The following is a 12,882-nucleotide window of genomic DNA, read 5'->3' as shown; positions in this document are numbered from 1 at the left end:
TCTTAAATGCGCCGTGCCCTAGGACACAACGGCGAGGCCGTTGCAGCGCAAGCTCTCAATCGCGTAGCGATATCGGGGCGCGAAGCGCCGTGCTGAAGCTAAAAAAAAGGCACGTCGAAACGGTGACGCGCCTTCCAACAAAAGGTATGGCAACTGCTTGTTGGGCTTCCATTGTAGCCAAAAGGCCTTCACTGGAAACCGCGGCGCGACCGGACTGCCCGTCGTTGCGGCTCGCCAACATGGATTTTATCCACAACTTATCAACAGGCTTATTCGGAGGTTTGAAAAACCAGAACAAGCCGGCCAACTGTCTGCAGCGGCCTGACATTGAGCTCATCGCCCAATACAAACTGCCCTTGAGCGGTCGCCATTCTAGCCGACAGGGCAAGGAATCGATTTTCAGGCGACGGCCGCCCTGTCCCGCCGCGATCAGCAACCTTCCATGATGTGAAAAGACCCGGCCGCCAGCTATGGCATACCGGGTCACTCTTGGCTTCAGCAGCCGGGCTTCAACGCGCCGGGCGCAGCAAGACGAAACTGGTCAAGTCACCGCGGCGCACCAACAAATTGATGACCTTGGCCTTTTCGAGCTTGGTCAATATCGCCTGAACCTGCTTGACGCTGCTGACATCGTTGTTGTCCACCGAGAGGATGACATCGCCCTCGCGCAGACCCGCACGCGCCGCCACACCAATGGCCGCCTCGACACGCACGCCTGTCTTGAGCTTGAGATCGCGCTTTTGCGCCTCGCTCAGCTCACCCAGCTGCAAGCCCAGAGCGCTGGCGGGGCCAGCCGATGGCTTGCCTTCTCCATCGGCACCGGCGACGCCTCGCGCCTCTTCATTGGGCATCTCGGCGACGGTGATGTTGAGGTCCTTGTAGGCGCCACGGCGGAAAACCTGAACCACGGCCTTGCTGTTCGGCTTCAGCCCGGCCACCACACGGCGCAGATCGCTGACCTTCTCGATGGTCTTGCCGTCGAACTTGGTGATCACATCACCGCCTTCGATGCCGGCCTTGTCGGCCGCGCCGCCGGCCACAACGCTGCGGATCACGGCGCCGTGCGGTTTACCCAGGCCGATGGCTTCGGCCACATCCTTGCTCACATCCTCCAAGGTCACGCCGATGAAGCCGCGCACCACCTTGCCCTGGCTGCGCAGTTGCTCGGACACGCGGATGGCCTCATCGATCGGGATCGAGAAGGAGATGCCCATGAAGCCGCCCGACTGGCTGTAGATCTGCGAGTTGATGCCGACCACCTCGCCGCGCATATTGAGCAGCGGTCCGCCCGAGTTGCCAGGATTGATGGCCACATCGGTCTGAATGAAGGGCAGGAAATCACCGGTGTCGCGCGCTTTGGCGCTGACGATGCCGGCGGTCACGCTGTTGTCAAAGCCAAAGGGCGAGCCGATGGCCATGACCCATTCGCCGACCTTGAGGCGACTGACATCGCCAATCTTGACCGCGGGCAAGCCGGTGGCTTCAATCTTGAGCACCGCCACATCGGTGCGGCGGTCGGCACCGACCAACTTGGCCTTGAACTCCCGCTTGTCGGTCAGGGTGACGAAGACCTCGTCGGCATCCTGCACCACATGGGCATTGGTCATCACATAGCCATCGGCGCTGAGCACAAAGCCCGAGCCGACACCGCGGCGCTGCGGCGCATCGTCGTTGTTGTTGTCACCTCCGCGGGGCGCCCCGCGGCGCTGGTTGGGCGCAGGCATGCCGAAACGACGCAGAAATTCCAGCATCTGCTCGTCCATCTCCGGCATGCCTTGGGCACTGGCCTTGAGACGCTCCGAGGTGCGGATGTTCACCACTGCAGGGCCGACCTTCTCGACCAACTCGGTGAAATCAGGCAACTCACGCGCTTGCGCATGCCCGAGATCGGGCAAGAGGCTGAGACTCAAGGAAAGGGCACCGGCCGACAAGAGAACACGCGACCAGCGCGACAGAAGCGGACGTGCGGTAGACAAGGAGGTCAGAGAGGGCATGGTTGGACTCGTAGTGTTCACTGGAGAAAACCGACCAACGCGAACAAAGCGTTGAACCTGAGACAACAGCAGGCGATTTTGGGACCGGCCGCGGTGATTTCAAGAGCGGGCGAATGCAAAGGCAAAGAACGACGAAGCAAATACAGCGGATGGGGCTCCAGCCCAAATGGCAATGCGACATCAATCTCGCTTGATGCTGATGATGATGGCAGGCGCTCGGGTGGCCTAGCGAAAGTCACAGCCCGGATCTAGCAGGCAGTCAGCGGAGTGTTGCTTCCCGCACCTCAGCGCGGCGTAGCGCGCGCTTCTCGTGCAGCAAACAGGGTGGCTCGCAGGGCCGGCCAGACACTGGCCTGGCGCCGACGACTCAGAGGCAGGTAGACCGGCAGAGCCCAGTGATGCAGGCGTCGCCACCAGGGCGCAGCCGGCTCCTGTAGACGCGCACGAAGCAGCAGCCAGTGATCAAGGTCGATCACCGGACGCAATTGAATGGCCTGCGCGGCGCCGCTCAGGGCGCCTGCCGCGTCAAGCGCCTGCAATTGCCAGCACTGCCCATCCCACAGCAAGAGTCGGGGGCGCACGCGGGCACCGCGCCAAGCGAGCAGCGCCGCAAGTGGCACCGCAGCCAAGCCAATCACATGGAGATCGACTTGATGGGCAACCAGGGCCTTGAGCAAGGCCGCGACAGCAAGCTCCGCCAGAAACAAAACAGCCAGCTGCAAAGCTGGCTGTGGGAGCACCTCGACCCGCAAGGCTGGCGCATGACGCTGGGCTGCGCTCATATCGAGCTGGGCGGCGGCAAGTTCAGCTCAGGCCCGTAGATCAACGAGCGCCGGCGACTCAGATCCGCTTGAAGATCAGCGTGCCATTGGTGCCGCCGAAACCGAAGTTGTTCTTGGCGGCGTACTCAATGTTCATCTGCCGCGCCTCATTGGCGCAGTAGTCCAGGTCGCACTCGGGGTCCTGGTTGAAGATATTGATGGTCGGCGGGGCCACCTGATGGTGCACCGCCAACACCGTGAACACCGACTCGATGCCGCCCGCGCCGCCAAGCAGGTGGCCGGTCATGGACTTGGTCGAGCTAACCACCAGCTTCTTGGCGTGGTCACCGAAGGCCAACTTGATGGCGTTCGTTTCGTTCACATCACCCAGCGGCGTTGAGGTGCCGTGGGCGTTCATGTATTGCACTTGATCGGCGTTCAGGCCTGCATTGCGCAGCGCCGCGCGCATCGATCGCTTGGGGCCGTCCACATTGGGCGCGGTCATGTGATACGCGTCGGCACCCATGCCAAAGCCCGAGAGCTCGGCGTAAATCTTGGCACCACGCTTCTTGGCATGCTCGTACTCTTCGAGCACCAGCACACCACCGCCCTCACCCAGCACAAAGCCGTCACGGTCCTTGTCCCAGGGTCGGGAAGCAGTCTTGGGATCGTCGTTGCGCGTGGACAGCGCCCGCGCCGAGGCAAAGCCTCCGATACCCAAGGGCGACACGGTCGACTCCGCGCCGCCGGCAATCATCACATCAGCATCGCCGTATTCAATCAAGCGACCAGCCTGACCAATGGCGTGCAAGCCCGTGGTGCAGGCCGTCACGATGGCCAAATTCGGGCCTTGAAAGCCGAACTTGATCGAGACGTGCCCCGAGATCATGTTGATGATCGAGGCCGGCACAAAGAACGGCGAAATCCGACGCGGGCCGCGCGCAACGTACTCACCATGGGTTTCTTCGATCAGCGGCAAACCGCCAATGCCGGAACCCACGAGAACGCCGATGCGCTCGGCCTGTTCTTCCGTCAACTGATCACCGGTCGGCAGACCGGCATCTCGCACCGCTTGAATGGACGCCGCCAATCCGTAATGGATGAAGGTGTCCATGGTCCGCGCCTCTTTGCTGGACATGTAGTCGGCGACATCGAAGCCCTTCACCTCGCCGGCGAACTGACAGGCAAATGCTGTCGGATCGAAACGGGTGATGCGATCAATGCCGGACTGACCGGCCAGGATGTTGGCCCAGCCTTCAGCGACCGTGTTTCCCACGGGGCTGATCAGACCAAGTCCAGTAACTACGACGCGACGACGGCTCATGCGGTACGGAATTCAGTTGAACAAAGGCTCAAGCGCGCAGCGCTCAGGCCTTCTGGTGCTTGACGGCGTAGTCAATCGCCAGCTGAACGCTGGTGATCTTCTCGGCTTCTTCATCGGGGATTTCGATGCCGAACTCGTCTTCGAGTGCCATCACCAATTCCACGGTGTCGAGCGAGTCGGCGCCCAGGTCGGCCACGAAGGCCTTTTCGTTGGTCACATCGGACTCAGGCACGCCGAGTTGCTCGGCGATGATTTTCTTGACACGTGCTTCGATATCGCTCATGACTCCTCCAGGAGGGGTTTGCTAGGAACAGCCCAGGATTCTAAGGCCTCTAGGGAGTCGCGCCTAAAACTAGGTGTTGCGACAGATCAGAGGACCTTCACCGGCCGGGCAAATCCGGTGGATGGCGGCGGAACTGCCGCCATCGCAAATCAATCAGTTCATGAACATGCCGCCATTGACGTGCAGTTCACTGCCGGTAATGTAGGCGGCCTTCGGTGAAGCCAGAAAGGCAACTGCCTCCGCAATTTCCCGCGGCTCGCCCAGGCGACCCACCGGAATCTGCGCCAGCAGCGCGGCTTTCTGGGCCTCGGGCAGCACTTCGGTCATGTCGGTGGCAATGAAACCCGGCGCCACACAGTTGACCGTGATGCCGCGGCTGCCCAGCTCGCGCGCCAGCGAACGGGTCATGCCAGCCACGCCAGCCTTGGCCGCTGCATAGTTGGCCTGGCCCGGGTTGCCCGAGGCGCCCACCACCGAGGTGATGCTGATGATGCGGCCATAACGCTGCTTCATCATGGTACGCATGACCGCGCGGCTCATGCGGAACACGGCCTTCAGATTGGTGTCCAGCACGGCATCCCAATCGTCATCTTTCATGCGCATGGCCAGGGTATCACGGGTGATACCGGCGTTGTTGACCAGCACATGCAGGCCGCCATGAGCCTTGACGATGCCATCGACGGCTGCATCAACCGCAGCCGCATCATTGACATTGAGCACCAGCCCCGATCCACCCAAAGGCGCCAGGGCTTCGCCGATGGCGGCGGCACCGGCCTCGCTGGTGGCGGTGCCGATCACCTTGTAGCCTTGCTCGGCCAGGGTCATCGCGATGGAGCGGCCGATGCCGCGGCTGGCGCCGGTGACCAGGGCGACTTGTGAGGTGCTGCTGCTTGTCGTGTCAGTCATGATCTTCTTGCGGGTTCTGTGGAGAAGGCAGGCGGGGCAGCGCTCAGCCCAGCAGGGCGCGTGCTTCGGTCAGGCTGGCCGGATCCAGCACGGTGGCGCTGATCAGCTCGGCATCGACACGCTTGGCCAGGCCAGCCAGGACCTTGCCCGGCCCGCATTCCAGCACATGCTGAATGCCCTGCGCCTTGAGTGCTTGCACGACCTCTACCCAGCGCACCGGTCCGAAGGCTTGGCGGAACAAGGCATCGCGCAGTCCTGCGGCGTCGCCGACGGCGGCCACATCGATGTTGTTGATGACCGGGAACTGCAGCGCAGCGAACTGGGTTGTCGCCAGACGAACTTGCAAGGCCAGGGCGGCAGGTTTCATCAGGCTGGAATGAAACGGCGCCGACACCGGCAGCAACAGCGCCCGCTTGGCACCGGCCGCCTTGAGCAACTCGCAGGCCTTGTCGACACCGGCCTTGGTGCCGGCGATCACGGTCTGCTTGGGATCATTGAAATTGGCGGCCTCCACGGCCTCACCGGTGGCAGCGGCAGCGGCAGCGCAACCCTCGATCACGGCCGCGCTGTCCAGACCCAGGATGGCCGCCATGGCGCCCAAACCCACAGGCACCGCCTGCTGCATGGCCTGCGCCCGGAAACGCACCAGAGGCAGGGCTTCGGCCAGGCTCAGGGCGCCGGCCGCCACCAGGGCGGTGTACTCGCCGAGCGAGTGACCGGCCGCAGCGGCGGGCACCAGGCCCGTCTCAGCAATCCAAGCGCGGTAGCAGGCAATACCCGCCGTCAGCATGACGGGCTGGGTGTTGGTGGTCAGGTCCAGCTGCTCTTTCGGGCCAGCCTTGATGAGCGCGCCGATGTCTTCACCCAAGGCTTCGGATGCCTCGACCACGGTGCGGACGACTTCAGGGTGATCGCCCCAGGCGTCCAGCATGCCCACAGTTTGCGAGCCCTGGCCCGGAAAAACGAATGCGAACTTTGCGCTCATGATCGTATGTAGAGAGAAGAAATAACTCGGGAATGGAGCGGAGGCGTAAGAGCGATGCGAGGACTGCCGGATCAGAAGTCCAGCAGCACGGCGCCCCAGGTGAAACCGCCACCCACGCCTTCCAGCATCACAGTGTCACCGGCCTTGACGCGGCCGTCGCGCACCGCCACATCCAGCGCCAGCGGGATGGAGGCGGCCGAGGTGTTGCCATGCTGATCCACCGTGACCACCACTTTGTCCAGCGGCAGCTTCAGCTTCTTGGCCGTGCCTTGCATGATGCGAATATTGGCTTGGTGGGGAATCAGCCAATCGATGTCTTCCTCGCTGCGGCCTGCTTTTTCCAGCACCGAGCGCGCCACCTTTTCCAGCACGCCCACGGCCAGCTTGAACACGGCTTGGCCATCCATCTTCAGCAGCGGGTCGCCACTGACCTTGCCGCCCGACACATGGCCCGGCACGCAGAGAATGCCCGAGTGCTTGCCGTCGGCATGCAGCTCGGTGGCGAGGATGCCGGGCGTGTCGCTGGCGCTCAGCACCACTGCGCCGGCGCCGTCACCGAACAGAACGCAGGTCGTACGGTCCTTGAAATCGAGAATGCGAGAGAACACTTCTGCACCCACGACCAAGGCCTTGCTGGCCGCGCCGGTGCGGATCATCGAATCGGCCACCGTCAGCGCATAGACGAATCCGGAGCAGACGGCCTGGACGTCGAAGGCCGCACCGCCGGCAATGCCCAATTTGTGCTGCAGCAAGCAGGCTGTGGACGGGAACACCATGTCCGGCGTGGACGTGGCGACGATGATCAGATCGATCTCAGCAGCGGCAATGCCCGCCGCGGCGATGGCTGCCTGGGCTGCCGGCAAAGCCAAATCGCTGGCTGTCACACCGTCGTCCGCGAAATGACGGGCATGAATGCCGGTGCGCTCGACGATCCATTCATCCGAGGTTTCGATGCCATCGGCTGCCAGCTGGGCGGCCAGTTCTGCATTGCTCAAGCGCCGGGGCGGCAAATAGCTGCCGGTGCCGATGATGCGGGCGAAGCGTGCAGCCGGGGGCAAAGAAGCAGAAGCGAGGGTATTCGTGGCGCTGGGAATGATGGTCATGCAGCTTGGGCGACCGAGGCCGCCTTGTCTCCTGAGTCGCCAGCTCCGCTGCCCACAACGTCGGCGTCAGGGCCGGGCGCGGCTTGCAGGGTGGCAATGATTCGGTCGTGAACCCGGTCGAGCAGCCGGTTGCGGGCGGCATCATACGCCCGGTTCAAAGCTGTCTCGAAGGCGAAGGCGTCGGCCGAGCCGTGGCTCTTGAAGACCAGCCCACGCAAACCCAGCAGGGCCGCGCCATTGAAACGGCGGTGGTCCACCCGGCCTTTGAATCGTTTGAGCACGGGCATGGCCAGGGCTGCGGCGGCCTTGCTGAGCCAGCTGCGGCCGAACTCCTCACGGATGATGGTGATGATCATGGTGGCCAGGCCTTCGGCCGTCTTGAGGGCCACATTGCCGACGAAACCGTCGCAAACCACCAGGTCGACCGTGCCTTTGAAGATGTCATTGCCTTCCACATTGCCGTAGAAGTTCAGCTGACCGGCCGCCGCCGATGCGCGCAGCAACTCGCCGGCGCGCTTGATGGTCTCGCTGCCCTTGATGACTTCTTCGCCGATATTGAGCAGGCCAACACGGGGCTCGGGCTTGCCGTCCACCGCAGTCACCAATGCGCTGCCCATCAGGGCGAACTGCAGCAGGTGCTCGGCCGAGCAATCGACATTGGCACCGAGGTCCAGCATGGTGGTGTAGCCGCCCAGCTGGTTGGGCATGACCGAGGCGATGGCCGGGCGATCAATGCCATCCAGGGTCTTCAGCAAATAGCGAGACACCGCCATCAGCGCGCCGGTATTGCCGGCCGAGACACAGACGTCGGCCTGCGGCAGGCCACCATCGGCTGACTTCAGCTGATTGATGGCCACACGCATGGACGAGTCCTTCTTGCGGCGCAGCGCCACTTCGACGGGGTCGTCCATGGCCACCACCTCACTGGCCGGAACGATACGGCAACGCGGCCACTGCGCAGCTTCTGCCAGCGCTTCGGGCAAACCGACCAGCAGCAGCTCGGCCTGCGGATGCTTGGCGAGAAAGGACTGGCAGGCCGGCAAGGTGATCGAGGGGCCATGATCGCCACCCATGCAATCGATGGCCAGGCGCACCACAGCCAGGGGCTGGGCAGGCGGCGAAGGCTGAGTGGGCAGACGGGAATCGACAGAAGACATCACAGCAACCCAGGTGAAGGCCGGACAAGCGAACTCAGCCTGACAGGAAAACTCAGGCCCAGCGGCGCGCACGCGCCCGCCCAGCCGAGTGGATCAAGCCAATATGTCAGGCCATGCGGCACCGAGCGGTCGACAAACACGCCAAACAACAAGGCACGCAGAAAACACAAAAACCCGGCACTGCAACAAGGCACAGGCCGGGAATTCGTGATCACAGCAGATCGTTGGATCAACGCGCCACCCAAAGGCTGGCGCGCCAGTCGGGGTCGATCAGGCGTCAGCCTTGGTCTTCAGGACCTTGCGGCCGCGGTAGAAACCGGTGGGGCTGATGTGGTGACGCAGATGCACTTCGCCGGTGGTCGGCTCGATGGCAGTACCCGGGGTAACCAGGGCATTGTGCGAACGGTGCATGCCACGCTTGGAAGGCGACTTCTTGTTTTGCTGAACGGCCATGAAATTCTCCTAAGGCTCCGGTGATTGAGGCGCTGTGGCCTGGAAACGAGTTGAACCGAAGCGATCAACCCACGCAGACCTGCGACCTGCACACCCCGGGCGCCGCGATTGCTGTGTACACAAGCGTCGCGAGCATCAAGCGCACCATGCGCGAGCGGTTTGCAAGCACGTTGACCAGCACTATGAACTGGCTCGCACTCACGGCACGCTACTTTGATTCTCGGACCGGGGAAAGCCCGCGATTGTAGCACCGATGAAGAAGACACTCAATCCGCTTTCAGCAAGCGGGGCCCCAAATCACTTCTTCTTGAGTGCCGCCAGCGCCGCGAAGGGGTTGGGGCGCTCCGATGCCGCGGCCTCCTCATCGCTCAGCTCGGCCACATCGGCAGGCACATGCAAGGGCTGCGGACATTGCTCATGCCGCGGCACCAAGGGCAGAGACAAGAGCAGCTCGTCCTCGACCAATTCCTGCACATCGAGGCTGCGCGTCAAGGCCAAGACCTCTTCCTCGCTGTCGATATCGAGTTCGGCAGCTTCCTTCTCGTCGCGCACAAAGCGATAAGAGCGCGCCAAGCTCATGGCCTCGCGCACCGGCTGCAAGCAACGTTGGCAGGTAAGACTGATCTCGGCGGAGGCTTCGAGGTGAAGCCAAGTCTGAGGTGTCGACCCACTCTCTTCACGCCGCTCACCCTGCAGCGACCATTGCACAGCCGGCCAGCTGCCGACCGGCGTTTCCGGGGCCGCCGACTCGGCCAAGCGACTCAGCTGCGCAGCCGGCCACTCGCCTTGCAGAACGCCCGCGTCGCGAGCAAAGGCCGGGACGTCCAATTTTCGAGAATCAAATTCATGCGCTTTCATGCCCGCAAGTGTACGAGCCGAGCTGCACGCCAACCGACCCTAGCCTCGCCAGTGACACGCAGGGTGCGAAAATCGAACCATGCACACAAGCCCCCCCGCCCTCACACCACCCCGCCAACTGATCCTGGCTTCCACGTCGCGCTACCGTCGCGAACTGCTGGAGCGCCTGCGCCTGCCCTTCGAGCAGCAGTCGCCCGAGGTCGATGAAACCCCCCTGCCCGGCGAAACCCCGGCGGCCTTGGCAACCCGCCTCTCCCTGGCCAAGGCCCAGGCGGTGGCGCGCCTGCACCCGCAAGCGATCGTGATCGGCTCGGACCAAGTGGCCGACCTGAACGGCGAGTCAATCGGCAAGCCCGGCAACCATGAGCGCGCTTGTGAACAACTGCGGCGCATGAGCGGCCACCGCATCGTGTTTCAAACCGGCGTGGCGGTCGTCTGTGAGGCCACCGGATTCAGCCAGCAAGACCTGGCCCCCGTGCATGTGGTGTTTCGCGATCTCAATGAAACCGAGATCGAGAGCTATCTGCGCGCCGAGCAGCCCTATGACTGCGCAGGCAGCGCCAAGTCGGAAGGCTTGGGCATCAGCCTGCTTGCCGCTATCGAATCAGATGACCCCACAGCCTTGATCGGCCTGCCCTTGATTCGAACCAGCCAGCTGCTGCGAGCGGCGGGCCTGGACCCTTTGCAAGCTCTGGCCGCCGCGGGAGTGAAGGCATGAAAAAAGGTCGCCTCTACCTAGTCCCCAACACTTTGGACTTCGGTGTCGAGGGTGCAGCCGTAGCGCTGCAGGAAGTCTTGCCGCAGCATGTGATCGAAACTGCCGCTCGCCTCGGTTTCTGGGCCGCAGAAAGCGCCAAGACCACCCGAGCCTTTCTAAAGCGAGTGGATGAAGTGGTGCCACTCACCCAAGCGCTGCAAAGCCTGGAGATCAAGGAGCTGCCGCGCCCACCCAAGGGCCGTGGCGGCGACCTGGTCAACCAGAACCAAGCCTGGCAGGCCTTGTTGGCCCCGGCCCTGGCTGGCCACGATATGGGCTTGATTTCCGAGGCTGGCCTGCCGGCCGTGGCCGACCCGGGCGCCTTGCTGGTCGCCGCAGCCCACGATGCCGATATCGAGGTGCTGCCACTGAGTGGCCCCAGCGCCTTGCTGATGGCCTTGTCGGCCAGCGGCCTGAACGGCCAGAGTTTTGCCTTTGTCGGCTACCTGCCCGTGGAAGCCCCGGCCCGCGCCATCCGCATCAAGGAACTGGAGAGCCTGTCCGCGCGCCAACAGCAAACCCAGCTGATGATCGAGACGCCGTATCGCAACACGGCGTTGCTGCAGGCCCTGCTGCTCAATCTGCGCCCGCAAACACGCCTGTCCATCAGCTGCGGGCTGAGCCTGGCACAAGGCTGGACGCGCAGCGCCACAGTGGCGGACTGGCGCAGCTCGGGCGAAAGCCTGCCCGACAAGGTGCCAGCCGTATTTGCCCTGCTCGCCTGAGCCGACCATGAAAAACGCCGCCGAAGCATGCCTACATGCTTCGGCGGCGCAGTCCTTGTGCAGATCAGGATTCGATCGATTCGGCCGGAGCCTTGGCGCCGAACAAAGCCGCCACCCGCTTCTTGGGCTTGATGTTGCTGGACAAAGTACGCGGCGCTGCCGGTGTACCCTTGTCCCAGGCCGGCGGCTCATCTCGGCTGCTGGCCTCGTAAGGCTTGTCAAAAAATGCATCGCGCGCCGGAGCCGGCGGACGATAGGCCGGCCGCGGCGCGGCCACAGACGCAACGGCCTCGGCTTGCGGCTCAAACTCGCGGCGCGGGCGAGCCGGGCGTTCAGAACGCTCCCCACGCTCACTTTGTCGATCCGAACGCGGGCCACGCTCATCTTGAAGCTCGAAGGCTTGCAGGTCCAGGGTGCGCTTGAGCAACTTCTCGATATCACCCACCAGACGCGCATCCGACCGGGCCACCAGGGTCACCGCAATGCCGGAAGCACCGGCCCGGCCGGTACGACCGATGCGGTGAACATAGTCTTCGGCGTTGAAGGGCACGTCAAAATTGAACACAGCCGGCAGATCGGCAATATCCAAGCCGCGCGCAGCCACATCGGTGGCAACCAACAGATCCACCTCGCCGCGCTTGAAGGCCTCAAGCGACTTCAGGCGTTCATCCTGCGATTTGTCGCCATGGAGCGCTGCCGTGCGAAGGCCATCACGCTCGAAAGAACGCGCCAGACGCGCCGCACCGAGCTTGGAGTTGACGAACACAATGGCCTGACCAATCTCGCGCTGCTTGAGCACCTGGCGCACCACGGCACGCTTGTCGTCATCGGTCACGCTGTAGAACAGCTGCTCGACGTTGGTGGCCGTGGCATTGGGGCGCGCCACCTCGACCAGCACAGGCTCCTGCAGATAGCTTTGCGACAGACGCTTGATCTCCGGCGAGAACGTGGCGGAGAACAACAAGGTCTGACGGGTCTTGGGCAGGTAGCTGAGGATGCGCTGCAGATCGGGCAGAAAGCCGATGTCCAGCATGCGGTCGGCCTCATCGAGAACCACGTACTCAACCTGATTCAAGACGCAATTCTTGGCTTCGATGTGATCCAGCAAGCGCCCGGGCGTGGCGATCAGCACTTCAACACCACCCTTGAGCACCAGGGTCTGCGGCTTCATGTCGATGCCGCCGAACACGCAGGTCACACGCAGATTGGTATGCTTGGCATAGGCCTTGATGTTGTTGGCAACTTGGTCGGCCAACTCCCGCGTGGGCGCCAGCACCAGCGCACGCACCGGGTGGCGAGCCGGCGAAGCGCTCGCGTTCTCGTGCTTGAGCATGCGCTGCAGCAAAGGGATGGAAAAAGCAGCTGTCTTGCCAGTGCCCGTCTGGGCGGCACCCATCACATCGCGTCCATCCAGCACGATCGGGATCGCTTTGGCCTGGATGGGCGTCATCAAGGCATAGCCGGAATCCGCCACAGCACGCAAGAGCTTGGCGTCGAGCGGCAGCGTGTCGAAGCGAGCAGGCGTGGGATCAGGGATGGCGGTTTCGATGATTTGGGGTTCGGTCATTCCCCGATT

General features: G+C 63.2%; 13 protein-coding genes. 3 read left to right on the top strand and 10 right to left on the bottom strand.

Annotation, left to right across the window (positions count from 1 at the left end):
- Positions 1–509: 509 nt before the first annotated feature.
- Positions 510–1,994, bottom strand: coding sequence for a DegQ family serine endoprotease (locus ACQY39_RS09405; protein ID WP_428505555.1), 1,485 nt, complete (start codon positions 1,992–1,994; stop codon positions 510–512).
- Positions 1,995–2,452: 458 nt separating this feature from the next.
- Between ACQY39_RS09405 and ACQY39_RS09400 the strand changes: the two genes are divergently transcribed.
- Positions 2,453–2,815: a hypothetical protein gene (locus ACQY39_RS09400; protein ID WP_428505553.1), complete on the top strand. Its 363-nt coding sequence runs from the start codon at positions 2,453–2,455 to the stop codon at positions 2,813–2,815.
- A 19-nt stretch (positions 2,816–2,834) separates the two neighbouring features.
- Here ACQY39_RS09400 and fabF read toward each other — a convergent pair whose 3' ends face one another.
- From fabF to ACQY39_RS09360, 8 genes are all read right to left on the bottom strand, one after another.
- Positions 2,835–4,079 carry a beta-ketoacyl-ACP synthase II gene (gene fabF, locus ACQY39_RS09395; RefSeq protein ID WP_263520313.1) on the bottom strand — a complete coding sequence of 415 codons (1,245 nt, stop codon included), beginning with the start codon at positions 4,077–4,079 and terminating at the stop codon, positions 2,835–2,837.
- 43 nt (positions 4,080–4,122) lie between these two features.
- The gene (acpP, locus tag ACQY39_RS09390) at positions 4,123–4,362 is read right to left on the bottom strand and encodes an acyl carrier protein (protein WP_102767677.1); all 240 of its coding nucleotides are present in this window, start codon (positions 4,360–4,362) and stop codon (positions 4,123–4,125) included.
- 153 nt (positions 4,363–4,515) lie between these two features.
- Positions 4,516–5,268 (bottom strand): 3-oxoacyl-ACP reductase FabG, encoded by a 753-nt coding sequence (fabG, locus tag ACQY39_RS09385; protein WP_428505551.1) that lies wholly within the window; start codon positions 5,266–5,268, stop codon positions 4,516–4,518.
- 43 nt (positions 5,269–5,311) lie between these two features.
- Complete coding sequence (fabD, locus tag ACQY39_RS09380) at positions 5,312–6,253, bottom strand: ACP S-malonyltransferase (protein WP_428505549.1); 942 nt, start codon at positions 6,251–6,253, stop codon at positions 5,312–5,314.
- A 71-nt stretch (positions 6,254–6,324) separates the two neighbouring features.
- Entirely contained in the window at positions 6,325–7,356 is a 1,032-nt protein-coding gene (locus ACQY39_RS09375) for a beta-ketoacyl-ACP synthase III (protein WP_428505547.1), read from the bottom strand.
- Entirely contained in the window at positions 7,353–8,453 is a 1,101-nt protein-coding gene (gene plsX / locus ACQY39_RS09370; protein WP_428510771.1) for a phosphate acyltransferase PlsX, read from the bottom strand. Before plsX ends, ACQY39_RS09375 begins: the two co-directional genes overlap by 4 nt.
- A 330-nt stretch (positions 8,454–8,783) precedes the next feature.
- On the bottom strand, positions 8,784–8,966 hold the full coding sequence (gene rpmF / locus ACQY39_RS09365; protein ID WP_009552540.1) for a 50S ribosomal protein L32: 183 nt from the start codon (positions 8,964–8,966) through the stop codon (positions 8,784–8,786).
- Between the two features lie 297 nt (positions 8,967–9,263).
- Entirely contained in the window at positions 9,264–9,794 is a 531-nt protein-coding gene (locus ACQY39_RS09360; protein ID WP_428505544.1) for a YceD family protein, read from the bottom strand.
- A 109-nt stretch (positions 9,795–9,903) separates the two neighbouring features.
- Between ACQY39_RS09360 and ACQY39_RS09355 the strand changes: the two genes are divergently transcribed.
- Together ACQY39_RS09355 and ACQY39_RS09350 are read left to right on the top strand one after the other, a co-directional pair.
- Positions 9,904–10,542 carry a Maf family nucleotide pyrophosphatase gene (locus tag ACQY39_RS09355; RefSeq protein WP_428505542.1) on the top strand — a complete coding sequence of 213 codons (639 nt, stop codon included), beginning with the start codon at positions 9,904–9,906 and terminating at the stop codon, positions 10,540–10,542.
- Positions 10,539–11,306 (top strand): SAM-dependent methyltransferase, encoded by a 768-nt coding sequence (locus ACQY39_RS09350; RefSeq protein WP_428505540.1) that lies wholly within the window; start codon positions 10,539–10,541, stop codon positions 11,304–11,306. Before ACQY39_RS09355 ends, ACQY39_RS09350 begins: the two co-directional genes overlap by 4 nt.
- A gap of 64 nt (positions 11,307–11,370) precedes the next feature.
- On the opposite strand, the gene ACQY39_RS09345 is transcribed toward ACQY39_RS09350, so the two are convergent.
- The gene (locus tag ACQY39_RS09345; protein WP_428505538.1) at positions 11,371–12,873 is read right to left on the bottom strand and encodes a DEAD/DEAH box helicase; all 1,503 of its coding nucleotides are present in this window, start codon (positions 12,871–12,873) and stop codon (positions 11,371–11,373) included.
- Positions 12,874–12,882: the final 9 nt, after the last annotated feature.

The sequence above is a fragment of the Roseateles sp. genome (genome assembly GCF_965262435.1).
Classification (GTDB): domain Bacteria; phylum Pseudomonadota; class Gammaproteobacteria; order Burkholderiales; family Burkholderiaceae_C; genus Paucibacter_A.
Note: the sequence above shows the minus strand (reverse complement) of the source record. Positions and strands in the feature narration are given on the sequence as shown.

Bases quoted from the DNA above. Each gene is read 5' to 3' on its own strand.
- ACQY39_RS09405 (WP_428505555.1), bottom strand. From the start codon at position 1,994: ATGCCCTCTCTGACCTCCTTGTCTACCGCACGTCCGCTTCTGTCGCGC.
- fabF (WP_263520313.1), bottom strand. From the start codon at position 4,079: ATGAGCCGTCGTCGCGTCGTAGTTACTGGACTTGGTCTGATCAGCCCC.
- acpP (WP_102767677.1), bottom strand. From the start codon at position 4,362: ATGAGCGATATCGAAGCACGTGTCAAGAAAATCATCGCCGAGCAACTC.
- fabG (WP_428505551.1), bottom strand. From the start codon at position 5,268: ATGACTGACACGACAAGCAGCAGCACCTCACAAGTCGCCCTGGTCACC.
- fabD (WP_428505549.1), bottom strand. From the start codon at position 6,253: ATGAGCGCAAAGTTCGCATTCGTTTTTCCGGGCCAGGGCTCGCAAACT.
- ACQY39_RS09375 (WP_428505547.1), bottom strand. From the start codon at position 7,356: ATGACCATCATTCCCAGCGCCACGAATACCCTCGCTTCTGCTTCTTTG.
- rpmF (WP_009552540.1), bottom strand. From the start codon at position 8,966: ATGGCCGTTCAGCAAAACAAGAAGTCGCCTTCCAAGCGTGGCATGCAC.
- ACQY39_RS09355 (WP_428505542.1), top strand. From the start codon at position 9,904: ATGCACACAAGCCCCCCCGCCCTCACACCACCCCGCCAACTGATCCTG.
- ACQY39_RS09350 (WP_428505540.1), top strand. From the start codon at position 10,539: ATGAAAAAAGGTCGCCTCTACCTAGTCCCCAACACTTTGGACTTCGGT.
- ACQY39_RS09345 (WP_428505538.1), bottom strand. From the start codon at position 12,873: ATGACCGAACCCCAAATCATCGAAACCGCCATCCCTGATCCCACGCCT.